27 protein-coding genes are annotated in these 23,577 nt (G+C 65.4%); 21 read left to right on the forward strand and 6 right to left on the reverse strand.

What is annotated here, in order from left to right; all coding sequences use genetic code 11:
- Positions 1-5 precede the first annotated feature (5 nt).
- Positions 6-644, reverse strand: a complete 639-nt coding sequence (locus GN330_RS16045) for a hypothetical protein (RefSeq protein WP_156713658.1) — start codon at positions 642-644, stop codon at positions 6-8.
- 184 nt (positions 645-828) lie between these two features.
- Here GN330_RS16045 and GN330_RS16050 point away from each other — a divergent pair, with 184 nt between their 5' ends.
- The 7 genes from GN330_RS16050 to GN330_RS16075 all read left to right on the forward strand — a co-directional run bounded on the left by GN330_RS16050 (position 829) and on the right by GN330_RS16075 (position 7,483).
- A complete protein-coding gene (locus GN330_RS16050) occupies positions 829-1,782 on the forward strand; it encodes an L-threonylcarbamoyladenylate synthase (RefSeq protein WP_156713659.1) in 954 nt (317 codons plus the stop codon).
- A gap of 94 nt (positions 1,783-1,876) precedes the next feature.
- Positions 1,877-3,307: an FAD-binding oxidoreductase gene (locus GN330_RS16055; RefSeq protein WP_156713660.1), complete on the forward strand. Its 1,431-nt coding sequence runs from the start codon at positions 1,877-1,879 to the stop codon at positions 3,305-3,307.
- A gap of 462 nt (positions 3,308-3,769) precedes the next feature.
- Positions 3,770-4,525 carry a helix-turn-helix domain-containing protein gene (locus GN330_RS16060; protein ID WP_156713661.1) on the forward strand — a complete coding sequence of 252 codons (756 nt, stop codon included), beginning with the start codon at positions 3,770-3,772 and terminating at the stop codon, positions 4,523-4,525.
- 254 nt (positions 4,526-4,779) lie between these two features.
- Positions 4,780-5,007 carry a hypothetical protein gene (locus tag GN330_RS23595; RefSeq protein ID WP_210252325.1) on the forward strand — a complete coding sequence of 76 codons (228 nt, stop codon included), beginning with the start codon at positions 4,780-4,782 and terminating at the stop codon, positions 5,005-5,007.
- 50 nt (positions 5,008-5,057) lie between these two features.
- Positions 5,058-6,029, forward strand: a complete 972-nt coding sequence (locus tag GN330_RS16065) for a SagB/ThcOx family dehydrogenase (RefSeq protein WP_343040754.1) — start codon at positions 5,058-5,060, stop codon at positions 6,027-6,029.
- A 156-nt stretch (positions 6,030-6,185) separates the two neighbouring features.
- Complete coding sequence (locus GN330_RS16070; RefSeq protein ID WP_156713663.1) at positions 6,186-6,413, forward strand: hypothetical protein; 228 nt, start codon at positions 6,186-6,188, stop codon at positions 6,411-6,413.
- Positions 6,414-6,919: 506 nt separating this feature from the next.
- On the forward strand, positions 6,920-7,483 hold the full coding sequence (locus GN330_RS16075) for a DUF6101 family protein (protein WP_156713664.1): 564 nt from the start codon (positions 6,920-6,922) through the stop codon (positions 7,481-7,483).
- Positions 7,484-7,495: 12 nt separating this feature from the next.
- Here the strand turns inward: GN330_RS16075 and ubiA are convergent, their stop codons facing one another.
- Both ubiA and GN330_RS16085 read right to left on the reverse strand, forming a co-directional pair.
- A complete protein-coding gene (ubiA, locus tag GN330_RS16080; RefSeq protein ID WP_156713665.1) occupies positions 7,496-8,479 on the reverse strand; it encodes a 4-hydroxybenzoate octaprenyltransferase in 984 nt (327 codons plus the stop codon).
- A 32-nt stretch (positions 8,480-8,511) separates the two neighbouring features.
- Positions 8,512-8,853 (reverse strand): winged helix-turn-helix transcriptional regulator, encoded by a 342-nt coding sequence (locus GN330_RS16085; RefSeq protein WP_156713666.1) that lies wholly within the window; start codon positions 8,851-8,853, stop codon positions 8,512-8,514.
- A gap of 59 nt (positions 8,854-8,912) precedes the next feature.
- Between GN330_RS16085 and GN330_RS16090 the strand changes: the two genes are divergently transcribed.
- Entirely contained in the window at positions 8,913-9,467 is a 555-nt protein-coding gene (locus GN330_RS16090) for a carboxymuconolactone decarboxylase family protein (protein WP_156713667.1), read from the forward strand.
- A gap of 83 nt (positions 9,468-9,550) precedes the next feature.
- Positions 9,551-10,834, forward strand: coding sequence for a phosphoribosylamine--glycine ligase (purD, locus tag GN330_RS16095; protein ID WP_156713668.1), 1,284 nt, complete (start codon positions 9,551-9,553; stop codon positions 10,832-10,834).
- Positions 10,835-10,862: 28 nt separating this feature from the next.
- Here purD and GN330_RS16100 read toward each other — a convergent pair whose 3' ends face one another.
- On the reverse strand, positions 10,863-11,090 hold the full coding sequence (locus GN330_RS16100; protein WP_156713669.1) for a hypothetical protein: 228 nt from the start codon (positions 11,088-11,090) through the stop codon (positions 10,863-10,865).
- A 142-nt stretch (positions 11,091-11,232) separates the two neighbouring features.
- Here GN330_RS16100 and GN330_RS16105 point away from each other — a divergent pair, with 142 nt between their 5' ends.
- Together GN330_RS16105 and GN330_RS16110 are read left to right on the forward strand one after the other, a co-directional pair.
- Positions 11,233-13,005 carry an acyl-CoA dehydrogenase family protein gene (locus tag GN330_RS16105; protein WP_156713670.1) on the forward strand — a complete coding sequence of 591 codons (1,773 nt, stop codon included), beginning with the start codon at positions 11,233-11,235 and terminating at the stop codon, positions 13,003-13,005.
- Positions 13,006-13,015: 10 nt separating this feature from the next.
- Entirely contained in the window at positions 13,016-13,771 is a 756-nt protein-coding gene (locus GN330_RS16110; RefSeq protein WP_156713671.1) for a crotonase/enoyl-CoA hydratase family protein, read from the forward strand.
- Between the two features lie 22 nt (positions 13,772-13,793).
- Here the strand turns inward: GN330_RS16110 and pdxH are convergent, their stop codons facing one another.
- Complete coding sequence (gene pdxH / locus GN330_RS16115; protein WP_156713672.1) at positions 13,794-14,411, reverse strand: pyridoxamine 5'-phosphate oxidase; 618 nt, start codon at positions 14,409-14,411, stop codon at positions 13,794-13,796.
- Positions 14,412-14,495: 84 nt separating this feature from the next.
- Here pdxH and GN330_RS16120 point away from each other — a divergent pair, with 84 nt between their 5' ends.
- From GN330_RS16120 to GN330_RS16135, 4 genes are all read left to right on the forward strand, one after another.
- Positions 14,496-14,930 (forward strand): RT0821/Lpp0805 family surface protein, encoded by a 435-nt coding sequence (locus tag GN330_RS16120; RefSeq protein WP_197435200.1) that lies wholly within the window; start codon positions 14,496-14,498, stop codon positions 14,928-14,930.
- Between the two features lie 122 nt (positions 14,931-15,052).
- Positions 15,053-15,970, forward strand: coding sequence for a DnaJ C-terminal domain-containing protein (locus GN330_RS16125; protein ID WP_156713674.1), 918 nt, complete (start codon positions 15,053-15,055; stop codon positions 15,968-15,970).
- A 102-nt stretch (positions 15,971-16,072) separates the two neighbouring features.
- Positions 16,073-16,885: an enoyl-ACP reductase FabI gene (gene fabI, locus GN330_RS16130; protein ID WP_156713675.1), complete on the forward strand. Its 813-nt coding sequence runs from the start codon at positions 16,073-16,075 to the stop codon at positions 16,883-16,885.
- 46 nt (positions 16,886-16,931) lie between these two features.
- Entirely contained in the window at positions 16,932-17,519 is a 588-nt protein-coding gene (locus GN330_RS16135; protein WP_156713676.1) for a histidine phosphatase family protein, read from the forward strand.
- A 6-nt stretch (positions 17,520-17,525) separates the two neighbouring features.
- Here the strand turns inward: GN330_RS16135 and GN330_RS16140 are convergent, their stop codons facing one another.
- Positions 17,526-17,783: a DUF1344 domain-containing protein gene (locus tag GN330_RS16140; RefSeq protein WP_343040758.1), complete on the reverse strand. Its 258-nt coding sequence runs from the start codon at positions 17,781-17,783 to the stop codon at positions 17,526-17,528.
- 175 nt (positions 17,784-17,958) lie between these two features.
- Between GN330_RS16140 and aroC the strand changes: the two genes are divergently transcribed.
- The 6 genes from aroC to GN330_RS16170 all read left to right on the forward strand — a co-directional run bounded on the left by aroC (position 17,959) and on the right by GN330_RS16170 (position 23,529).
- A complete protein-coding gene (gene aroC / locus GN330_RS16145; protein ID WP_156713677.1) occupies positions 17,959-19,056 on the forward strand; it encodes a chorismate synthase in 1,098 nt (365 codons plus the stop codon).
- Positions 19,057-19,079: 23 nt separating this feature from the next.
- The gene (gene ribB / locus GN330_RS16150; protein WP_156713678.1) at positions 19,080-20,183 is read left to right on the forward strand and encodes a 3,4-dihydroxy-2-butanone-4-phosphate synthase; all 1,104 of its coding nucleotides are present in this window, start codon (positions 19,080-19,082) and stop codon (positions 20,181-20,183) included.
- A 95-nt stretch (positions 20,184-20,278) separates the two neighbouring features.
- Positions 20,279-21,259, forward strand: a complete 981-nt coding sequence (locus GN330_RS16155; protein WP_156713679.1) for a hypothetical protein — start codon at positions 20,279-20,281, stop codon at positions 21,257-21,259.
- 76 nt (positions 21,260-21,335) lie between these two features.
- On the forward strand, positions 21,336-22,262 hold the full coding sequence (locus tag GN330_RS16160; protein ID WP_156713680.1) for a histone deacetylase family protein: 927 nt from the start codon (positions 21,336-21,338) through the stop codon (positions 22,260-22,262).
- 2 nt (positions 22,263-22,264) lie between these two features.
- Entirely contained in the window at positions 22,265-22,516 is a 252-nt protein-coding gene (locus GN330_RS16165) for an exodeoxyribonuclease VII small subunit (protein ID WP_156713803.1), read from the forward strand.
- 92 nt (positions 22,517-22,608) lie between these two features.
- Positions 22,609-23,529, forward strand: a complete 921-nt coding sequence (locus GN330_RS16170; RefSeq protein ID WP_156713681.1) for a pirin family protein — start codon at positions 22,609-22,611, stop codon at positions 23,527-23,529.
- Positions 23,530-23,577: the final 48 nt, after the last annotated feature.

A 23,577-nucleotide genomic window follows, 5' to 3' on the forward strand; every position in this document is an offset into this window, starting at 1 on the left:
GCGCCCTATTCCAGTTGGCGCGACGGCGGCGGTGGCGAAGGCGGCGCGGGCGGTAAGGCCGGCGGCTCGGGTGATTGCTTGCGGTCGGGGCCGGGCGGCGCCGGCCTGTCGCTGGAAACGGTGCGGCGTTCGGTGGCGATCGGGGTGTCGGGGCTGGGAGGCGGCTCGACGACGATCTCCGCGGGAACCGGCGCGCTGGTGGCGGCGGCCGGAAACGGCTTGCCGACGAGCCCGCCGCGAATCACCATTGGCATTGTCGGCTGGTGGCCGGCAAGCGACGCCGCCCGTTCGCCCGCGGTCGCCGTCGGCGCCGGTTCGCCAAGCAGGACCATCGACCGGCTGAGGCGCGGCACGAGCATGGCAACACGATCGGCCTCGTCGTCGCTGCCGGGCTGGTGGCCGAACAGCGCTGTTGCGGCTTCGGCCGGGGAGCCGGAGAGATTTTCGGACAGGGCGGCTGTCTTGATGGTCGCGTCCGGGGCGGCAAGGACGATCGGCGGGTCGCCGAGGGCCGGCTCGCCCAAAACGATGATCGAGCGGGAAGGCCCGACCGGCACGGCGTCAAGCGTGACGAAGGACGAGGCGTAGGCCTCACCGGTCGTCGCGACTGCCAATGCCATCGCTGCCGTTGCCAGAAACTTCATCATTCTCCCGCCAGCTACGCGGCGTGAACCCGTTACGACGCAACAAACACCCTACGGCACGCGCCCAATGGTCCCGTTGGCGAAGACCCTACCATTCGACCGATTAACGAAATGATGACGCAGGGTTACTTGCCGCGCGCCAATGGGCAGGATAGGCAGCTTCGCGTGACAGACTGGACACGTGATGGCCGATATCGTCAATGAGGAGACCGCACTCGAGCGCGCAATCGCCCTGGTCCATGCCGGCCAGCCGGTGGCGCTGCCGACCGAGACCGTCTACGGCTTGGCTGCCGATGCCACCAATGGCGAGGCGGTGGCGCTGATCTTCGAGGCCAAGGGCCGTCCCCGCTTCAATCCGTTGATCGTGCATGTCGCCGACCGTGCGATGGCCGAGCGGATCGGCCGCTTCGACGCCCTGTCGCGAAAGCTGGCGGCCGCCTTCTGGCCGGGGCCGCTCACCCTCGTCGTGCCTCTTGCCCCCGAAGCCGAAATCCATCCGCTGGTCACGGCCGGACTTACGAGCGTCGGCCTGCGCATGCCGCGCGGCTTCGCCGCAAGGCTGATCGCGGCCGGCGGCCGACCGCTCGCCGCACCCAGCGCCAATTCCTCCGGCCGCATCAGCGCCACCACCGCCGCCGCCGTCGAGGCCGATCTCGGAGACAGGATCGCGCTGGTCGTCGATGGCGGGCCGACCCCTGTCGGGGTCGAATCGACCATCGTCAAGGTCGAGGACGGCCGTGTGCGCCTGCTGCGTCCGGGCGGCATCGCCGCCGAGGAGATCGAGGCCGTTCTGGGCGCGCCGCTGCTGCGCGGCGAGGCCGGTGGCATCGAGGCGCCGGGCATGATGCGGTCGCATTACGCGCCGCGGGCCGGCCTGCGGCTTGCGGCAGATGCGGTCGCGCCCGGCGAGGCGTTGCTCGCCTTCGGGCCAAAACGCATCGCGGGCGCCGACAGGGCCGTCATGGTGCTGAACCTGTCGCCGGTCGGCGATCTGCGCGAGGCGGCGGCCAGTCTTTTTTTACATTTGCAGGCGCTCGATCGCTCGGGCGCGCCGGTTATCGCGGCCGAATCCGTTCCGCAAACCGGTCTTGGCGAGGCGATCAACGACAGGCTGCGGCGCGCGGCCGCCCCCCGGTGACAAGGCCGCCCGTGCCCGATAGCGTCCCGTAAAGGTGCCGCTACGACCGCGCCGCTCCGCCAGACCCCGCCGCCCGACCGGACAGGACCGATAGATGAGCGACGATGAACCCCTGCTTTCCCCGAGCCTGATCGAGCGTTTCGCCGGGATCGTCGGCGAACGCCATGCGCTGCGCGGAGCCGAGGAGGTGGCGCCCTATCTCACCGAGCCGCGTGGCCTGTTCGCGGGCCACAGCCGGCTTGTGTTGCGTCCCGGCTCGGTCCGGGAGGTCTCGCAGGTGCTCGCGCTCGCCAGCCAGACCGGCACGCCGATCGTGCCCCAGGGCGGCAATACCGGACTGGTCGGCGGCCAGATGCCGGACGCGACCGGACGCCAGGTGGTGCTGTCGCTCTCGCGGCTCAACCGGATCCGCGAAATAGACGTCGCCTCCAACACCATGACCGCCGAGGCGGGGGTTGTGCTGCAGGCCGCGCAACAGGCTGCGGACGGCGCCGACCGGCTGTTCCCGCTGTCGCTTGCCTCCCAGGGCTCGTGCCAGATCGGCGGCAATCTGTCGTCCAACGCGGGCGGCACCGGGGTGCTTGCCTACGGCAATGCGCGCGAATTGTGCCTGGGCGTGGAGGTCGTGTTGCCCACCGGTGAGGTGCTCGACGATCTGCGCAAGCTCAGGAAGGACAATACCGGGTACGATCTGAAAAACCTGTTCGTCGGCGCCGAAGGCACGCTCGGCGTCATCACCGCCGCCGTCTTGAAGCTTTTTCCCAAGCCCAAAGGGCGCGAGGTCGCGTGGGTCGGCCTCTCTTCGCCGCGCCAGGCGCTGGCGCTGTTTGCCGATGCGCTCGAACGGGCCGGCAGCGGGCTTACCGGCTTCGAACTCTGCGCGCGCATCGCCGTCGATTTCGCCCTGCGCCATGTGCCGGGCACTGTGCGGCCTCTGCAGAGCGAGCACGACTGGTACGTGCTCGTCGAGATATCGTCGGGACGCTCGCCGGAGGACGCGCGCGCGCTGATCGAGGACATTCTGTCGGCCGGTATCGAGAAAGGCCTCGCCACCGATGCGGTGATCGCCGAAAGCCTGGCCCAGGCCGCCGCATTCTGGCGCCTTCGCGAGGCGATGTCGGAAGCCCAGCGCGCGGAGGGCGTGTCGATCAAGCACGATATCTCGGTGCCGGTGGCGGCGATCCCCGATTTCATCGACGAGGCCGGTCGCGCCGTGCGCGCCATCGAACCGGGCGCCCGGTTCGTCACCTTCGGCCACATGGGCGACGGCAATCTGCACTATAACATCTCGCAGCCCAAAGGCGCCCCGGGCGAGGCCTTCAAGGCGCGCTACCGCGAGGTCAACGACCGTGTGCACGACGTCGTGCGTGCCTTCGCTGGGTCGATCTCCGCCGAACATGGCATCGGCCAGATGAAGCGCGACGAATTGGTGGCCACCGCGCCGCCTGTGGCGACCGACCTGATGCGCCGCGTGCGCAAGGCGTTTGATCCGGCCGGCATCATGAATCCCGGCAAACTGATCTGACTTTCGTCGTTGAACACCCCGGATAGCGAAAAAAAAGAATGCGCGGTGTGGCGTTGGCCCGCCATGTTTGAGCGGTTTGCTCCGCATGAAAGTAATTTCCTGCCATGGGCGCGCGCCTTTTGAGGCCTTTTGGCAGGGTATCTTGACGATATCGCCTTTCTGGGCCGCTCCGGAATCCCGGTCGATGGGTGCGGCACGGGAAAGTGCAAGAGTTTGCATGGATGTCGTCCAACAGGTGGACATCCTGAATAATGGTGATCACGGGCGGCAGTGATTCGTGGTACAAATCGCACCGGGTTTGAACGCGCCAAGTGCAGTGGGGCATATCTGCCGGCGCGTGAATTGGGCATTTCGGTTAGCCGAAAAGGGGTGTGTACGATGCAGTCCGGATTGAAGTTTTTTGCTGTTGCAATCGTGCCGTGTCGTGGAAGTCGTTAGAAAGCAGCCCTAGATAAGCCAGCCATGTGGCTACATTCGGCTTTTGCGGAACGGCTTAGGAAGCTCTGTCGGCAGGCGGGTTCGGTAGCGAAAGTGTGTCGGGAAACCGGCATCAGCCGCGCTCAACTTGACCGGTATCTGGATGGTAAAGCGCTGCCGGGGGCGGAGAATACCCGCAAGCTGTGTGTCTATTTCGACATCTCAGAACGGCAACTCTTCACACCGCCGAGCGCGCAGCCGGACGAGGCAAGCGCCACGGTGGCCGGCGTGCCGACGGCCATGCTTGATCTCCTCGCGCATCGTCCGCTGCCGCCCCTGCCCGAGGGAATCTATTTCACTTATTTCAACGTACCCTCGCGCCCCAATCTCGTCATGCGCTCGGCGACGTTCATCTTCAAGCGCGATCGCGTGATGGCGTTTCGCCGGGTGACGGGCGGGCGCGGCGGGCCGGGCGGCGCCTGGTCGCGCTCGCAGGGCAACCATTACGGCATCGTGACGTCCAGCTTGAACTGGATCTACTTCACCGCCTTCAACCGGCGTCATGTCGGTGAACCGAGCCTGATCGCGGCCGGTTGGGCGGGGTATGCCGAGCCGACATTGATCGGAACCACGATGGTGTTGACCGAAAGCGGGCCGGAGACCGGCACCGCGATCATCCGGCCGGCCTCGATCAGCTATCGTGCGCGTGACGCCATCGCTGCTGTCGGCGTCTACAAGATCACTGACCCCTCCCTCGACCCCGTCGTGGTCGACCTGCTCGGCGGTCTGCGCGCAGCCTGATCCCTTTTTCCCGAAAAGAAGCAGCCGCCACCGTAAAGGCTCCCGGTGACGGCTTTTTGGCCTTTCGGCTTTTTTTGAATATTTGATACAAATCCGATTAAATTTACTCGTAATAAGAGTACTTTTAGTCGGAAAGGGCGAAATATAAATTAATTTCTGATGTATGCTTTGGTCCAAATGAATTGATTTCGTGAAATACACTAAACATTAAGAATTGGATCGCTAGCGTTCTGCTGTTCCCGCAAGATTGCGGGTTGAAAAGAGAAGGGAATGACCATGAAAGCTTCGAAGAAGAATCTTATGGTTTCGGCGACATCAACCAAGGTTTTTGTCGGCCCGGGCTGGCATTTCTCGCGCTGAACAACAGCAACGGCGCCGCCAGTCCATCCGGATTGGCGGCGCCGGCCAAACTATGGAACGGGATAAAATGCTGGTTCGGCCGTCTCGCACGCTTGTTTTTACACATGACGATCAAACGCTGATCGGCTGCAATTTCCTTTCGCGGAAGACATTCGCTTGCAGCCCCGACCTGGTGGCCGTGCTCAACGCCTGGACGAAATGGCAGCCGCCATATGCGCTCGCCGCATTGGCGGAAGGGCTGACCGAAGAGGAAGCCGACGACCTGTCGCGTCAGCTCATCGAGCTGTCGGCGCTGGTTGTCGAGGGATCGGAGCTGGCGGCGCGCGAAGCGAGTTTCGAGCGGGACTGGTCATGGGGCATCCCGACCGCGCTCATGCATTTTTGCGTACAGAATCCCGACTACATCACCGCCGAAGAGGCCGCGCAGCGCCAGGTCGACAAGGCTGCAGACTCGACGTCGCCGACGCTGTGGCTGCGCAATGCGCCCGATCAGGCGATACGTCTTCCCGAGGCGTTGGATGGCAACGAGCTGTTTCGGCTGATGGCCCGCCGCCGTACCGTTCGCAAGGCCGGCGCCCAGACCATCACCTTGAAACAGTTGAGCGATTGCCTGTTTGCCGGGCTCGGTATCACCGGGGAAACCCATGGCGTGACCGGATCGCTGCCCTTGTCCATGACGCCGTCCGGCGGCGCGCGCAATCCCTACGAGGCCTACATCTTCGCACGGTCCGTCGACGGTCTGGCGCCCGGTATCTACCATTATTCGGCGCTCGACCACGACCTGGGTAGGATCGAGGCCTCCTGCTTGCCGAAATTGTCCGAACTGACGGGTACCCAGGAATGGGCGGACGAGATGGCCTGCCTGATCGTGCTGGCGGCGGATCTGCGGCGAACGATGTGGAAATACGAGGATCCGAACGCGTATCGAGTCGTATTGATCGAAGCTGGGCATATCGGTCAGAATATTATGCTGGCGGCGACGCATCACGACCTTACGGCCTGTCCCACGGCGGCGCTGTCCCATGCCCGCATCTCGCAATTGCTCAAATTCGATTCGGTCGCCGTCGCGCCGATCTATGCATTGACATTGGCTAGGCCGGATCGCGCGGAATTCGAGCGAACCAGCAAGGCGATGGCGCATTGAGTTTTTCGTCGCGCGGATAGTCTGCGCGGCGTCGTTTGTAACCACGGGGAGCAGGTGGCCACTTCGTGTGAAGGTGGTGCCGCTCGAGGAAGACCGGTAGTCGTGCGTCAGGGTATCCCATGAGTTCAAGACCATCCAGAATAGCAGGACAGGATCATGGAAAGTCGCACCAAGGGATCGGTGACACGTCGGGAGCAGATTGCCTATCTGAATGGGCAGTTGCGTGAAATGCGTGAAATCGCTGCGTCGGCGGGACTGCCCCTGACGGCCTATTTCGTCGAAATGGCCTATCTTGAGCTCAGCGACACCATTCGCGAGGAACGGATTTTCGCCGAACCCGACAAGCGAGCCGCCGATCTGCCACATCCGGTTGCCGCGGAATAGCGGCATTCGACCGCTACGGCCTACCCGCCGGATTTCGGGCCCGACCGTTCACCGGCTGGCACGGCGACGTGGGGCGGGCAAGATCGTCCGCCCCGGTTCTTCGCCCGGCAAACGTTCGCTGGAGGTTTCGCCGGGACAAATCCGACAAGCCAGCCTCACCGTGCAAGTTCTCGCCCGATAATCCTGTCGCGTCGCGGATTGCTTCCTGCCGGGACGGAAATTGGCTTCCCCAAATTGCTTCCGTCTCGACATCAATGGCCCCAGGCGCAACGATGTCGTCGACTGCTCGCCGCGACCTGTCGGATCGTTAATGCCCCGTCCATCTAGGTTGCGTTCCGGTTTATCGGTTGGAATCCGATAACCATTTGCCAGATCAGCAAAATTTAACCCAACTTCTTAAGCGCGCCGGTAAGGTCGCCGCGCTAACCTGCAATCACAAAGAGGCCGGACAACCGGCCCGCGAGGACCGCAAAGCGGCTCTCAGGCGTTGCAGGAAGGCGTAATTGATGAACACGGTCTCGAACCCAGTCTGGGCGGGGCGCTATATGCGACTCGACCCGTTCCGGCTCCCCCAGATCGCGAGCTACGCGGCCCGCGACGACTATGGCGAGGTAACGATCAAGATCGACAAGCGCGGTGCGGTCATGCACCGTACCTTGGCGCATAGCCGGCTTCCGGTGACGGTCGCGCTGCCGGCCAACGCGTTCAAGGGCGTAGCCGCCCGCGCGATCGAGGACGAGGACGGCAACGTCACCGTCACGCTCGAACTGCTGCACGGCGATCCCATGCTGTGCGTGCCGCTGCTCGTTGCCCATGATCTCGACGACATCGCCGCCGACTGGCGCAACTGGGCCGAGGCCTACCGGCTGCCGATGCTGCTGATCGAATCGGACGGCATCGCGCGCTCGCTGGAGGAATCGCTGAGTTCGGCACAGGCGACGGCCCCTAAGGAACGCCGCAAGCGCCGCGGGTCCGCCCCGCGCCGGCCCCGCTTTCTCGCCCGCCGCAAGACCGGCGATCTCGGCGTGCGGCTGGTGGTCGGGGGGGACGAGATCATCGCGCGGGCATAGACCCGTTCTTCCTTACACCATCGGTTTGAGCGCGGCCCACAGGCCGGAGCCGACGAAGCCGGCGAAAATCAGCCAGCCGACGACGGCGTTCGAATGGAAAAGCCGCAGACATTGCGCGCCATCGTTTATGTCGAGCACGCGGATCTGTCGCGTCATGTGAACCGCCGCCGCCACCAGGCCGGCCAATGCCGGCAACGGTGCCTCGGCCGAGGCGCAGGCGGCCGCCATCAACAGCAGCGCGCCGCCGTAAAGGCCCGATAGCCAGGTCTTGGTGTGGTCGCCGAAGAGCCGCGCGGTGGACCGCACGCCGACGATGGCGTCATCCTCCTTGTCCTGATGGGCATAGATAGTGTCGTAGCCGATCACCCACAGGATCGAGCCCGCGTAAAGCAGTAGCGCCGGCGTGTCGAGGCTGCCGAACATCGCCGACCAGCCCATCAGCGCGCCCCAGGAAAAGGCGAGACCGAGCACGAATTGCGGCCAGTCGGTGACGCGTTTCATGAACGGGTAGGCGGCGATGATCGCAAGCGAGGCGATGCCAAGCAGGATGGTGAACGGGTTGAACTGCAAAAGCACCACCAGTCCGACCAGCGCCTGCCCGACGACAAAGACCCAGGCCTGGCGTCGCGACACCTGGCCGGCCGGCAACGGCCGCGAGCGCGTGCGCTCGACCATTGCGTCGATGTTTTCGTCGACCAGGTCGTTATAGGTGCAGCCCGCGCCGCGCATGGCGATCGCACCGATCAGGAAGAGGGCGAGGTGCCAGGGGTTCGGCAACAGGCTCAGGATGGGGTCGCCGGGCCGCGCGTAGGCCGCCGCCGCAAGCGCCGCCGACCACCAGCAGGGCCACATCAGCAATTTCCACCCGATCGGCCGGTCCCAGCGTGCGAGTTGGGCGTAGGGCCATATGGCGCGCGGCAGCGCCCGGTAGGCCCAATGGCCGGACGGCGCGTCGGCGACGCGCCCCTGTTGCTTGACAGACTGGATCTTATCCATGCTGGCTGAAGTGGCAGGGGCAGCCGGTCAGGTCAAGATGACGAATCGTCCGGGGCCAGTGACTTTGCCCAGTCCCGCGACCAGTGCATCAACGGTAGCAGATGCGCGGCAAGGCTCCGACCCTGGTCCGTCAGCCGGTAGCCATCGGCGCTCCGCTCGACCAGCCGCGCCTCGCGCAGCTCCGCCAGTCGGCCATTAAGGACGCCGGGGCTGGTCTCGGCTGCGTCCTGCAGAGGGCGGAATTTGAGCGGGCCATTGGAAAGTTCCCAAAGCACGCGCAATTGCGTGCGCCGGCCGAGAAGGTCGAGCAGCGCCATGATCGGACGGCCGGAAGTCGAACCGCGAACCGGACCGCCGGGCAGGGGTGTCTTCATGCTATTGAATCCGTAGCAATTACCTCGTATGCTACCGTTTTTATAGCAGGAGAGCATGAATGTCAGCACGCATAGACCCGGCGGTCGCGCCGTTTTCGCAAACCATCCAGATACGGCTTGATCAGTTGATGCCGCCCGACGTGCCGCCGCTTCGCCTGTTCACCATGCTCGCCCGCGACGAGCGGCTCTTCGTGCGCTTCATGGATGGCGGACTTCTCGACACGGGCAATCTCTCGCTGCGCCACCGCGAAATCGTCATCGACCGCGTCACCGCCAACTGCCGCTGCGAATATGAATGGGGCGTACACGTCGTTCTTTTCGCCGCGCGTGCCGGGCTCACGCAGCCCCAGCTTTGCTCGCTGGCTTGTGGCAACGCCGACGATCCATGCTGGCAAGAGGCGTCCGAACGCGTTTTGATAAGGGTTTGCGATGCGCTGCACGCCCAGGCGAATGTCGACGACGATTTGTGGGTGGAATTGTCGTCGCTGTACAGCGAAGAGGCCTGCCTTGAGGTTCTGATGCTCGCCGGCTTCTACCGCACGGTCTCCTACCTCGCCAACGCCACCCGCCTGCCGCTCGAGCCTTACGCAGCCCGATTCCCCACCCGGGCTTGATGGCTCGGCCAACCCGCCTGCCTCTTGACCTTCGCTGCCCCTGCCAATAGCGGAACGGCATCGGACAAGCGACGAGGCGGGTAATGAACGTATTTTTGATCGGATCGGGCGGCCGCGAGCACGCGCTGGCATGGAAGCTCGCCGCCTCGCCGCTGCTTGAAAGGTTCTACGCCGCGCCCGGCAATCCCGGCATCGCCGCCTATGCCGAGACGGTCGACCTCGACGTTGCCGACCATGACGCCGTCGCCACCTTCTGCCGGCAAAAGCGGATCGATCTGGTCGTGGTCGGTCCGGAAGCACCTTTGGTGGCCGGGCTCGGCGACGCGCTGCGCGCGGCCGACATCGCCGTCTTCGGCCCCTCCGCCGCGGCGGCGCAGCTTGAGGGCTCCAAGGGCTTCACCAAGGACCTGTGCGACCGATACGCCATTCCGACCGCCGCCTATCGCCGGTTCAACAACGCGCCGAAGGCCAAATCCTATCTGCGTGAAAAGGGTGCTCCGATCGTCATCAAGGCCGATGGGCTCGCCGCCGGCAAGGGGGTGACGGTCGCCATGACGCTGGCCGACGCGCTCGATGCGGTTGACGCCTGTTTCGAAGGCGCCTTCGGCGCGGCGGGCGCTGAAGTGGTGATCGAGGATTTTCTACAGGGCGAGGAGGCAAGCTTCTTTTGCCTGTGCGATGGCACCACGGCGCTGCCTTTCGGCACCGCCCAGGACCACAAACGGGTCGGCGAGGGCGATACCGGCCCGAACACCGGCGGCATGGGGGCCTATTCGCCGGCCGCCGTGATGACGCCGGACCTGGTCGAGACCACCATGCGCACGATCGTCGAGCCGACGATGCGCGGGCTGGCCGAGGCGGGCACGCCGTTTGCCGGCGTGCTTTACGCCGGACTGATGCTGACATCCGACGGCCCCAAGCTGATCGAATACAATGTGCGTTTCGGCGACCCCGAATGCCAGGTGCTGATGATGCGGCTCAAGGACGACCTGCTCGTGCTGTTAAAGGCGGCCGCCGACGGCCAGCTCGGCCACATGTCGGCGCGCTGGCACGACGAGGCCGCGCTCACCGTCGTGATGGCCGCGCGCGGTTATCCCGGCACGCCCGAAAAGGGTTCGCCGATCGCCGGCCTGGAAGCGGCGGCATCGGACGAAGGCGTCGAGATATTTCACGCCGGCACCGCCATCGGTGATGGCGGGCTCGTCGCTGATGGCGGACGGGTACTCAACGTCACCGCGCGCGGCGCGTCCGTGGCCGAAGCGCGCGACCGCGCTTACGCCGCCGTCGACCGGATCGACTGGCCGGGCGGCTTTTGTCGCCGCGACATCGGCTGGCGGGCAATCACGCGCGAAACGTCGGGCGGATGAACTGCGGCGCGCTGGGCGTTGCCGGATATCAGTGCGAGAAATCGTCGAACGGGTCCGGCGCCGGCTTGTCGGGCAGCGTGCCCTCGGCCGCGCGGCGTCGGTGATGCGCCAGCGAACAGGCCGGCGAGCACAAAACGCCCCGGTCGCACCAATAGGCCGGTCCGTCCTCGATTACGCCGTGATGGTGATGAAACCCCGTCGCCCCGAAGGACAGGCCGCATTCCACGCATCTCAATTTTTCGGGTCGGGCAAGCATTCCGCCCGATTAGACCGGTCGCGACCAAATCGCAACGCATGTCGTCCGATCAATTGACGTTTACGTCAAAAAAAACTAGCCCTGAGATGCGCAGGAGCAGGCGCGCGGTTTCCGCCGCGCTTACAATCGGGGAGAATGAACGATGTACCGAGCACCCGTCGACGATATCGCCTTTGCCCTCAACGAGGTGGCGGGCCTGCGCGGCGCAATCGAGGACGGGCTTTTTCCCGACCTTTCGGCTGATCTGGTCGAGGCGATCCTCGGCGAGGCCGGACGTTTCGCCGGCGAGGAGGTCGCACCGCTCGCCAGGATCGGCGACGAGGACGGCGCGGTGCTGAAGGACGCGGCCGTGACGATGCCCGAGGGCTGGAAGGATCTTTATCGTCGTTGGGTCGACGGTGGCTGGAACGGCCTGTCGCTGCCGCAAGAGCATGGCGGCCAGGGGCTGCCCGGCATGCTTGGCGTTGCGGCGCTGGAAATGTGGAATTCCGCCTCGATGGCCTTCGGCATCGGCCCGATCCTGACGATGGGTGCCGTCGACGCGCTGGAAAAACACGCCAGCGACGCGTTGAAGGCGGTCTATCTGCCCAAGTTGGTCTCCGGCGAATGGATGGGCACGATGAACCTGACCGAGCCGCAGGCCGGGTCCGACCTGGCCGCGCTGCGCGCGCGCGCCGAACGCGCCGATGACGGCACCTACCGCATCTTCGGCCAAAAAATCTTCATCACTTATGGCGAGCACGATTTCACCGACAATATCGTGCATCTGGTTCTGGCGCGCCTGCCCGACGCGCCGGCCGGCACGCGCGGCATCTCGCTGTTTCTGGTGCCGAAATTCCTGCCGGACGACAATGGCGTGCCGGGCGCGCGCAACGACGTCTTTTGTGCCTCGATCGAACACAAGCTCGGCATTCACGCCTCGCCCACCTGCACGATGATCTATGGCGATGGCTTCGCCAAGGATCGTGAGCCCGGCGCCGTCGGCTGGCTGATCGGCGAGGAAAACCGCGGGCTGGCCTGCATGTTCACGATGATGAACAATGCGCGCTTGGCCGTCGGCATGCAGGGCGTGGCCGTCGCCGAGGCCGCCTATCAAAAGGCGCTCGCCTATGCCCAGGAGCGCCGTCAGGGCAAGGCCGCCGGCCATGACGGCGACGGCATGGCGCCGATCGTCCTGCATCCCGACGTGCAGCGCAACCTGCTGACGATGGGGGCGTTGACCCAGGCCGCACGGGCGATCGCCTATTGCTGCGCCCACGCCACCGACATGGCCGAGGCCAAATCGGGCGATGCGGCGCGCCACTGGCAGGAACGTGCCAATCTTCTGACCCCGGTCGCCAAGGCGTTTGCCACCGATGTCGGCGTCGACGTCGCCTCGCTCGGCGTCCAGGTGCATGGCGGCATGGGGTATGTCGAGGAGACCGGCGCCGCTGCGCTCTACCGCGACGCCCGCATCGCGCCGATCTACGAGGGCACCAACGGCATCCAGGCGATCGATCTGGTGATGCGCAAGCTGCCGCAGTCGGGCGGCGAGCACGTGATCGGCTACATCGCCGAACTGCGCGAAGACGTCGAGGCCGTGCGCGCCTCCAACCTGCCCGAATTCGGCCGTAGTGCCGAAAAGATCGCCGCCGCGCTCGACGATCTCGAGGCGGCGACCCGCTTCATGCAGGCCGCGCTCGCCGACGGCAGGGCCGACGAGGCGCTGGCGGGCGCGACGCCCTATCTGCGGCTGTTTGCCCTGGCCGCCGGCGCAGCCTGCCTCGGCCGTGGCGCGGTGGCAGCGAAATCGGCCGAGCGCATCGCGCTGTGCCGCTTCTTTTGCGAGAACCTTGCCGGCGAGACCGGCGCCCTGCGCGAACGCGCCTGCGAAGGTGCCGAAAGTCTGGCCCAGGCGGCCGCGGCGCTCAAGTGAGGACAGATCGATGAGCGAACATATCGAGATTGAACGTCGCGGCCCCGTCCAGGCGATCCGGATGAACCGCCCGGACAAGAAAAACGCCATCACCCGGTCTATGTATGCCGCCATGGCTAGGGCGCTGACCGAGGGCGACGCCGATCCGGCCGTCCGCGTCCACGTTCTCCTCGGCGTGCCGGGGGCGTTTTCCTCCGGCAATGATCTGCAGGACTTCATGGCTGTCGCCATGGGCGGCAACGGCGGCATGGAGGTCTACGACTTCCTCATCGCGCTCGCCCAGTCGCAAAAGCCGCTGGTCTCGGCCGTCGACGGCGTGGCCGTCGGCATCGGCACGACGATCAATCTGCATTGCGACCTGACCTTCGCCACGCCACGCACCGAATTCCGCACGCCCTTCGTCGACCTGGGGCTGGTGCCGGAGGCCGGCTCCAGCCTGCTCGCGCCGGCCGTGCTCGGCCGCCAGCAGGCCTTCGCCCTGCTTGGGCTCGGCGAGGGGTTTTCGGCCGAACGCGCCAGGGCGGCGGGGCTGATCTACGCCGTTGTCGGCGAAGACGAGGTGGAAGCGGCCGCCTTCGCCGCCGCTGACGCGATCGCCGCCAAGCCGCCCGAGGCGCTGAAGATCGCCCGCGACCTGATGCGCGGTTCGCGCGAACAGGTCGTCGCCCGCATCAAGGAGGAAGGGACCCATTTCCGCGCCCGGCTGAAATCCGACGAGGCGCGCGCGGCGTTCGTCGCCTTCATGAACCGCAAGAAGGCCGGCTGAGGGCGGGAACCGCCCGTTCTCTTCAGGGATAAAGCCGCGTCTTTTCCCAACTGCCCTTGCCGTCGGGCTTAAACACCACGCGATCGTGCAGCCGGAACGGACGGTCGTGCCAGAACTCGATCGATTGCGGTTTCAGGCGAAAGCCGGACCAGTAGGGCGGTCTCGGAATCGCACCCACCGCGTGGCGGGCGGTATATTCGGCGACCGCCTTTTCCAGCGCGAAGCGGCTTTCCAGCGGGCGCGACTGTTTCGACGCCCAGGCGCCGATGCGGCTGCCGCGCGGGCGACTGGCGAAATAGGCGTCGGCCTCGGCGTCGGGCACGATCTCCACCGGCCCGCGCAGGCGCACCTGGCGGCGCAGCGACTTCCAGTGAAAGCACATCGCCGCCTTCATCGAGCCGAGCAGTTCCAAGCCCTTGGCGCTTTCGAAATTGGTGTAGAAGACGAAGCCGTCCTGGTCGAACCCCTTCAAAAGCACCATGCGCACGTCGGGCAGGCCGTCCCGGTCGACGGTGGCGAGCGCCACGGCACTGGGATCGTTGGGCTCGCTCTTTTCGGCGTCCGCCAGCCAGTCGCCGAACAGCCGGACCGGCTCGTCGCGAATGGTGAAGTCATCCTTCGTTAACTGTGTTTCGCCCATAGTCGATCATTCGCGGGAGGTAAGATTACGGCCTCGTGAGGAGATGGCGGATTGTCGCGCCGGGTGCAAGCGTCCAGGAGAATTTTGCGGCAAAGAATCGGTTGCGCCAGCGGCGTGAAGCTGGTTCTGCTGCCGCTGGTCGTCGCGCTGGGCGGCTGCGTATCGAGTGGTTTCGGGCTGGGCGACGACGGGCCTGACAGAACAATTGTCACCAGCGCGGTCGCGCCTTCGCCGGCCGCGGCCGTAGACACCGAAACCCGCTCCGACGAAGCCACGATCCGCAACGCGGTCACCTCGGCCAATCTCGAAACGCTGGCCGGTGGGGCGCTGTCCTGGGCCAATGCGGAGACCGGCTCGCGCGGAGAGGTCGCCACCATCGTCGAATTCGAACGCGACGGCGTGCGCTGCCGCCGCTTCCGGGTTTCTCGCGAGAGCTTTCAAGGCGTCGCGCTGTTTACCGGTGAAACTTGCCTGACGCCGGGCGCGGGCTGGTGGACGCGCGCTTTCGAGCCGGTTTGACATGGCCGCGACTCGCGGCATTGTGCGTTTTACCCGCGAAAAACGGCGCCCGGACTGGAATTTCTTCCTAAAAGTTCGCATATAGCTCTTCGAGCAACTGACTTCCTCGACAGGCAATGACGATGCGCGATCCGTACGAAGTATTGGGCGTGGCCAAGACCGCGAGCGCCAAGGACATCAAGTCGGCGTTCCGCAAGCTCGCCAAGAAATATCACCCGGACCAGAATCCGGACGACCCGAAGGCCAAGGAGCGTTTCGCCGCGGCCAACCAGGCCTATGAAATTGTCGGCGACGCCGAAAAGCGCGCCGCCTTCGACCGCGGCGAGATCGACGCCGAGGGCAAGCCGCGCTTTCACGGGTTCGAAGGCGGCGCGCATGGCGATCCGTTTGCGGGTTTCCGCCGCGCCGGCGGCGCGGGACCCGGCGGTGCGCGTTTCGAGTTCCGTTCGGGCGGCCCCGACGGGCCCGGCGGCGCGGGCGGCTTCGGCGACGCCGAGGACATCATCAGCGAATTGTTCGGCCAGGCTTTCCGTCGCGGGGCCGGCGGGGCTTCGGGCCGCGGCCAGCCTCAGGCTGCCGATCTGCGTGCCACGCTCGACATCACGCTGGAGGAGGTGGCCGGCGGCGCGCAGGTGAGCGCCCAGATGCCCGGTGGCCGTAAGCTCGCCATCAAGCTGCCGCGCTATGTCGAGGACGGTCAGACGATCCGGCTCAAGGGTCAGGGCGAACATGGCGGCGACGCGCTCGTCACGTTGCGCTTCAAGCCGCATCCGCGTTATCGAACCGACGGTCGTAATCTGCATGTCGATCTTTATGTCGACCTCGCCGATGCCGTGCTCGGCGCCAAGGTTCCGGTCGAGACCGTCAAGGGCAAGATCGCAGTGACGGTTCCGCCCTGGTCGGGCTCCGACAAGGTGCTGCGCCTGAAGGGGCGCGGCCTGCCGCACAAATCCGGCGGCGAGGGCGACCTTTTCGTCCACGTGCGCATCCTCCTGCCCGAAGACAAGCGCGCCGCGCTCGAGGCGTTTTTCCGCGAGTAAGGTGGGATTGATCGCGCTCTTGACAGCCGATGCGGCTTGTCGACCGATACCGCCTGTGCGATAGGCTTGCGGGAGCTTGATCGGTGCAGGAAAGGTAGGGCGATGGCGGGTGGAAACGGGCTTATGGCGGGAAAGCGCGGTCTCATCATGGGCGTCGCCAACAACCGTTCCATCGCCTGGGGCATCGCAAAATCATGCGCCAAACACGGGGCTGAACTGGCGTTGACCTATCAGGGCGAGGCGCTGAAGAAACGGGTCGATCCGCTGGCGGCAGAACTCGGCGCGCACGTTGCCGGGCATTGCGACGTGACCGAGGAGGACACCATCGCCGCTGTGTTCGAGGGGCTCAGGCAGAAATGGGGCCGGCTCGACTTTCTGGTGCATGCGATCGCTTTCTCCGACAAGGAGGAGCTCGACGGTCGCTATATCGACACCTCGCGCGAGAATTTTCGCCGTACGATGGATATTTCCGCCTACTCGCTGACCACGATCGCCAGACATGCCGAGCCGCTGATGAGCACCGGCGGATCGATCCTGACGCTGACCTATTACGGCGCGGAAAAGGTGATGCCGCACTACAATGTGATGGGCGTCGCCAAGGCGGCCCTGGAAGCCAGCGTGCGCTACCTGGCCGTCGACATGGGCGCCAACGGTATCCGCGTCAACGCGTTGTCGGCCGGCCCGATCAAGACGCTTGCCGCGTCCGGCATCGGCGATTTCCGCTACATCCTTAAATGGAACGAATACAACGCCCCTCTGAAGCGCACCGTCACCATCGACGAGGTCGGCGACGCCGGCCTGTATTTTCTGTCCGACCTGTCGCGGGGGGTGACCGGAGAGGTTCACCATGTCGATTCGGGTTATCATGTCGTGGGCATGAAGGCGGTCGACGCGCCGGACATCTCCACCGTCTGAGCGGTTTGCCGCCCTGCCGAAAAATGATCGCGAAAGCGTGCCTGCAATGTTTCCGCTCGTCCATTTCGTGCGCCATGGCCAGACCGACTGGAACGCCGAATTGCGCTTCCAGGGGCAGGTCGAAATCGACATCAACGACACCGGGCGCATGCAGGCGCGCCGCAACGGCAGAGCACTCGCACACCTGATCGACGATCCGTCCGGCTTCGAGTTCGTCGCCAGCCCGCTGCGGCGTACCCGCGAAACGATGGAACTGGTCCGTGCCGAAATGGGGCTGCCGGCGGCGGACTACCGGACCGATTCACGCTTGGTCGAGGTTCATTTCGGCGACTGGCAGGGATTTACGATCGAGGAAATCGAACAGGCCAGGCCCGGCGCGGGGGCGCGGCGCGATCGCGACAAATGGGGGTTCCTGCCGCCGGGGCGGGACGCGGAGAGTTATGCAGATCTCGCCGCTCGCGTGCGCGGCTGGATGGACGAGATCGAAAACCCGACCGTGTGCGTGACCCATGGCGGCGTGATACGCGCCGTTTTCCTCATTGCCGGCCGGCTCGACCGGCACGCCGCGGCCGCCATGACGGTGCCGCAGGACCGGGTCCTGCGCCTGACAGACGGCAAGCTCGAATGGCTGTAGCCGGATTTATTCGTAGATTTCCATGTCGGTGATCAGGTTGGTGCCGTTGACCACGTCATAGGCGATGACGATGTCGATGCCTTCCTTGATCGCCGACATGTCGATCTCGCCGGGCAGCTTGTAGGTGTTGCCGTCGTCGAGCACGATGGTGAGGGTGTCCGGATCCACGGACTGGATCGTGCCTTCGGCGCTCGCGGCCAGGCCGGGGGTCGCCGATAGAAGCGACAGGGCGACCAGCGCCGGTGCAAGGATGCGCATGCTCATGACCTCTTGCCAGTTTCCCGCTTGCGGTGCGGGTCTTGTGATTGGGTGGGCGAGACAAGAGCAGAAACACCGCGATTGTGTCAAAACTAAATCGCGGCCCGGGACCGTTTGACCCATCCCGGAAAGGCAAATAGAAGGCAGCGACGGTCGCACAGGCGGCCGATGGGCTTGGTGAATGTCGCACAACACCTTTGGACATCTTTTCCGTGTCACCACGTGGGGCGAAAGCCATGGCCCGGCACTCGGCTGCGTGATCGACGGCTGCCCTCCGGGCATCGCCTTCACACTCGCCGACATCCAGCACGAGCTCGACCGCCGGCGGCCGGGAAAGTCGCGTTTCGTCACCCAGAGGCGCGAGCCCGACCGGGTCAAGGTGCTGTCCGGCTTCGTGCCGGCCGACGATGGCGAGACGCTGACCACCACCGGCACGCCGATTTCGCTGATGATCGAAAACGTCGATCAGCGTTCGAAGGATTATGGCGAGATCGCGCGCCAGTTCCGCCCCGGCCATGCCGATTACAGCTATTTCGCCAAATACGGGTTGCGCGACCATCGCGGCGGCGGGCGTTCCTCCGCGCGCGAGACGGCGGCGCGCGTGGCCGCCGGTGCCATCGCCCGTAAGGTCGTTCCGGGGCTCACCGTGCGCGGCGCGCTGGTGGCGATGGGCGAAAAGGAGATCGAACGGGCGAATTGGGACTGGGACTTCATCGACGATCAGGACAATCCCTTCTTCACCCCCGACCCGGCTTCGGTGTCGGTGTTCAGCGACTATCTCGACGCGATCCGCAAGGCGGGCTCGTCGGTCGGTGCCGTAGTCGAAATCGTCGCCGAGGGCGTGCCGGCCGGGCTCGGCGCGCCGATCTACGCCAAGCTCGACCAGGACATCGCCTCGGCGATGATGTCGATCAACGCCGTCAAGGGGGTGGAGATCGGCAATGGCTTCGAGGCCGCCCGCCTGACCGGCGAAGAAAACGCCGACGAGATGCGCATGGGCAATGACGGCCGGCCGCAGTTTTTGAGCAATCACGCTGGCGGCGTGCTGGGCGGCATTTCCACCGGCGAGCCGGTGGTGGCGCGCTTCGCCGTCAAGCCGACATCGTCCATTCTGACGCCGCGCCGTTCGGTGGACATCGACGGCCGCGACGTCGACGTGATCACCAAGGGGCGTCATGATCCCTGCGTCGGCATCCGCGCCGTGCCGATCGGCGAGGCGATGCTGGCCTGCGTGATCGCCGATCATTATCTTCGTCACCGCGGCCAGATTGGCGGCTGAGCATTTCGGAAGCCGGAGCCCCCATGCCCTACGACCAGAAAAAAACCGTCGAGGCCCTGCGCGCGTTCGAGCGCGGCGAGATCGTCGTCGTCATGGACGATGATGGGCGCGAGAACGAAGGCGACCTGATCGTCGCCGCCACCCATTGCACGCCCGAAAAGATGGCCTTCATCGTACGTCACACCTCCGGTATCGTCTGCGCGCCGATGACCCGCGACGAGGCGAGGCGGCTGAACCTGGCGCCGATGGTGGCCGACAACGATGCTCCCCACAGCACCGCCTTCACCGTCTCCGTCGACTACAAGCACGGCACCACAACCGGCATTTCGGCCGACGACCGCACGGTCACGGTGCGCAACCTGGCCAATCCCAATTCCGGCGCGGTCGATTTCGTTCGCCCCGGCCACATCTTCCCGCTGGTCGCACGCGAGGGCGGGGTGCTGATGCGCTCGGGGCATACCGAGGCGGCGGTCGATCTGTGCAAGCTCGCCGGTCTGCCACAGGTCGGTGTCATCTGCGAGCTGGTCAACGACGACGGTTCGGTGATGCGTGGTCCGCAAGTCGCGGCGTTCGCCGACCGGAACGGGCTGAAACAGGTTTCGGTTGCCGATCTGATCGCCTATCGCCAGAGGCAGGAAACGCTGGTCCAGCGCATCGACTGTTTCGAGATCGAGACGCCGGCAGGCCAGGCGACGGCGCACGTCTATGCGCTGCCGTGGGAGCCGATGCACCATCTGGCAATCGTCTTTGGCGATATTCGTGACGGCGACGAGGTGCCCGTGCGGCTCCACTCCGAAGACGTGGTTGCCGACGTGTTCGGAACCGGCGACAGTCTGGTGCGCGCCATGGCGGTGATGAGCGAGAAGGAGCGTGGCGTCGTCGTTTATCTACGCGAGGGTTCGGTCGGCGTCGCTCACCAGGCCCGCATGCGTCCCGGCGAGGGGAGCGAGGACCATGCCGAGGCGCGCTTGCGCGAAAGCGAGTGGCGCGAGATCGGCCTCGGCGCCCAGATCCTGCGCGATCTCGGCATTTCCTCGATCGAATTGCTGGCCTCGCGCGAGCGCCACTATGTCGGACTCGAAGGTTTCGGCATTCGCATCGCGCGCACCAGCATATTGGAACGCTAAGCCCCCGGTCGGCGGCGCGTCCTCCGTATCGCGATGGTTTCGTAAGCGCGCGCGAATGTGTAGCGTCGCGCGGATCGAACGAATCGGAGCGGGAAATGTGGGACTTTGACATCGGGCGCACGCTCGCGATCCTCGCCAGAACCTGGCCTTTCATCGTCGTGCGCCTGCTGGTCTATTTCGGCATCACGGTCGCTTATGTGGCGGCGACCGGCACGGGCGCCGGTGTCGGCTTCGGTGTCGGACATGTTTTCGGCGGCCAGGAAGGGCCTGCCGCCTTCGCCTTCTGGGGTGGCGCGGTGGGCTTCGCGCTGGTCTCGGTCGTACTCTACTGGCTGCGCGAATATATTCTCTACATCGTCAAGGCCGGGCATATCGCGGTGATGGTGCGCCTCATCGACGGTCAGGCCGTGCCGGACGGCAAGGGCCAGGTCGCCTATGCCCGCGAGATCGTCGCCGACCGCTTCGTCGAGGCCAACGCGCTTTTCGTACTCGACCAGCTCGTCAAAGGAGCGATCCGCGTCGTCACCGGCCTGATCGGCGGCATCGCGGCCTTTCTTCCGATCCCGGGCCTGCAGGGACTGGCCCGGTTCGTCAACACGGTGATCCGCTTGTCGCTGACCTATGTCGACGAGATCATTCTCGGCTACAATATCCGCATCGACAGCCGCAATCCGTATGACAGCGCCCGGCACGGCGTCGTGCTTTACGCCCAGAACGCCACCACCATGATCAAGAACGCCGTCTGGCTGGCGGTGTTCATGTGGCTGCTGACCTTCGTCGTCTTCCTCGTCATGCTGGCGCCAGCCGCCGCCATTCTTTACGCCATGCCCGGCCAGCTTGCCGGCTGGTCGTTCGTGCTCGCCGTCGTGTTCGCGCTTGCGCTCAAGGCGGCGCTGATCGAGCCTTTCGCGATTGCGGCGCTGATGGCGGTTTTTTTCCGCACCATCGAAGGACAGGCACCAAACCCGGAATGGGACGAGCGCTTGGCGGGCGCCTCGCGCCATTTCCGCGACCTCGTCGACAAGGCCAGGGGTGCTTTCGGCGGCGCGCCGGCCGCCGATGCCAGGCAGACTTGAAATGGCTTGTGCGCGGCCAGCCGGAAAACCGCGCTTGGCAGTGGCCGATCGCGGCGTTGTGATTTAGGCTCAAATCATGACACTGCGGTTTTACTCTCACCCGATCTATCTCGAACATCTGACGCCGCCGGGCCATCCCGAGCGCCCGGACCGGCTGCGCGCCATCGACAAGGCGCTCGAACATGAGGTCTTCGCCGGGCTTGAGCGGGTCGAGGCGCCCGAGGGCGACCCCGACACGATCTTTTATGCCCATCCGCGGGCTCATCGCGACATGATCCGCACCGCGATCCCCGATGAGGGGATCGTACGCGTGGACGCCGACACCGCCGTCAGCCCCAAGAGCTGGCAGGCCGCGCTGACCGCGCTCGGCGCGGCCAATGCGGCCGTCGACGACGTCTTCGAACGCCGCGCCGAAAACGTCTTCGTCGCCGCCCGTCCCCCTGGCCATCACGCCGAGAAGGACCGCGCGATGGGGTTCTGCCTGTTCAACAACGCCGCGATCGCCGCCCGTCACGCCCAGCGCAGACACGGCGCCGAGCGTGTCGCGGTGATCGACTGGGACGTCCATCACGGCAATGGCACCCAGGACATTTTCTGGGACGACGCGTCGGTGCTTTATTGCTCGACCCACCAGATGCCGCTTTACCCCGGCACGGGCGCCAAGCACGAGACCGGCGCGGGAAATATCGTCAACGCGCCGCTTTCGCCGGGCGACGGCAGTGGCGCCTTTCGCGAGGCGTTCCGCACGCGGGTCCTGAAGTCGGTCGACGATTTTTCGCCCGACCTGATCATCGTCTCGGCCGGGTTCGACGCCCATCACCGCGATCCGTTGGCCGAGATCAACCTCACCGAGGACGATTTCGACTGGGCGACCGGCGAACTCATGGATCGGGCCGGCCGCTTCTGCGACGATCGGCTTGTCAGTCTCCTGGAAGGCGGTTACGACCTTGAGGGGCTGGCCGTGTCGGTCGCGACCCATATCCGGCGCATGATGAAGGGATGACGATGGCGGACAAGCCGAACGAGGATATCAAGGCGATGAGCTTTGAGGACGCGCTGGCTGCCCTCGAACGGATTGTCGACGACCTCGAAAAGGGCGACGTTCCGCTGGAACAGTCGATTGCGATCTACGAGCGCGGCGAGGCGCTGAAGCGCCATTGCGACCAGCTCCTGAAGGCCGCGGAGGCCAAGGTGGAAAAGATCCGCCTGTCGCGCGAGGGCAAGCCGGAAGGCACCGAGCCGCTCGACCCGGACTGAACGGCACCGGGCTTCGGCCGGCAGGTCTCGCCGGTCTTTTCGCCCGGGGAACGCGGGTCTATGATTGCTTTTTCAGAGCCGCGCGAGGCCCCATGAGCTTCTTTCCCGGAAACGATCCCAAACCGGGCGATGCGTTCGCCTGCGACGCGATCGAACTGATGGTCGTGCCCAACGCCCGCGACATTGGCGGTTTCGAAGTGCGCCGCGCCCTGCCGACCGCGCGCCGGCGGCTAGTCGGCCCGTTCATCTTCTTCGACCGCATGGGCCCGGCGATCCTGCGCGCCGGCCAGGCGCTCGATGTCAGGCCGCATCCTCATATCGGGCTGGCGACGGTGACTTATCTGTTCGACGGCTCCATCCGCCACCGCGATTCGCTCGGCACCGAAATGGTGATCGAGCCCGGCGACGTCAATCTGATGACGGCCGGCCGCGGCATCGTCCATTCCGAGCGCACGCCGCAGGAAACGCGCGGCCGCGACAACGCCATATCGGGCCTGCAGACCTGGCTTGCCCTGCCCGAGGATCGTGAGGAGATCGCGCCTTTGTTTGAAAACACGCCGAAGGCCGACCTGCCGGTCATCGATGCCGATGGCATAACCGGCCGCGTCATCATCGGCGGCTTCGACGGCCTGTCCTCGCCGGTGCGCACGGCCTCCGACACGCTTTACGCCGATCTGCGGCTTTCCGCCGGCGCGCGGATGCGCATTCCCGCCGAGGCCGAGGAACGGGCGATCTACGTGCTCGACGGTGAGGTCGTCATCGCCGGCGATGTCTTTGCCTCCGACCGGCTGCTGGTGCTGCGGCCTGGCGACGAGATCGTTGTGTCGTCGGAGCGGGGCGCGCATTTCATGGTGTTCGGCGGTGCCTCGCTCGGTTCGCCGCGCCATATCTGGTGGAATTTCGTCTCCTCCTCCAAGGAGCGCATCGAACAGGCCAAGCAGGAGTGGCGCACCGGCCGTTTCGACATCGTACCGGGCGACGAGGAAGAGTTCGTTCCGCTGCCGGGCACGTGAACCCGCGCTGTTTCAGCGCGTTTACTTTCATGGCCCGAGCGCCTATGT

Source organism: Nitratireductor arenosus, assembly GCF_009742725.1.
GTDB lineage: Bacteria > Pseudomonadota > Alphaproteobacteria > Rhizobiales > Rhizobiaceae > Mangrovimarina > Mangrovimarina arenosa.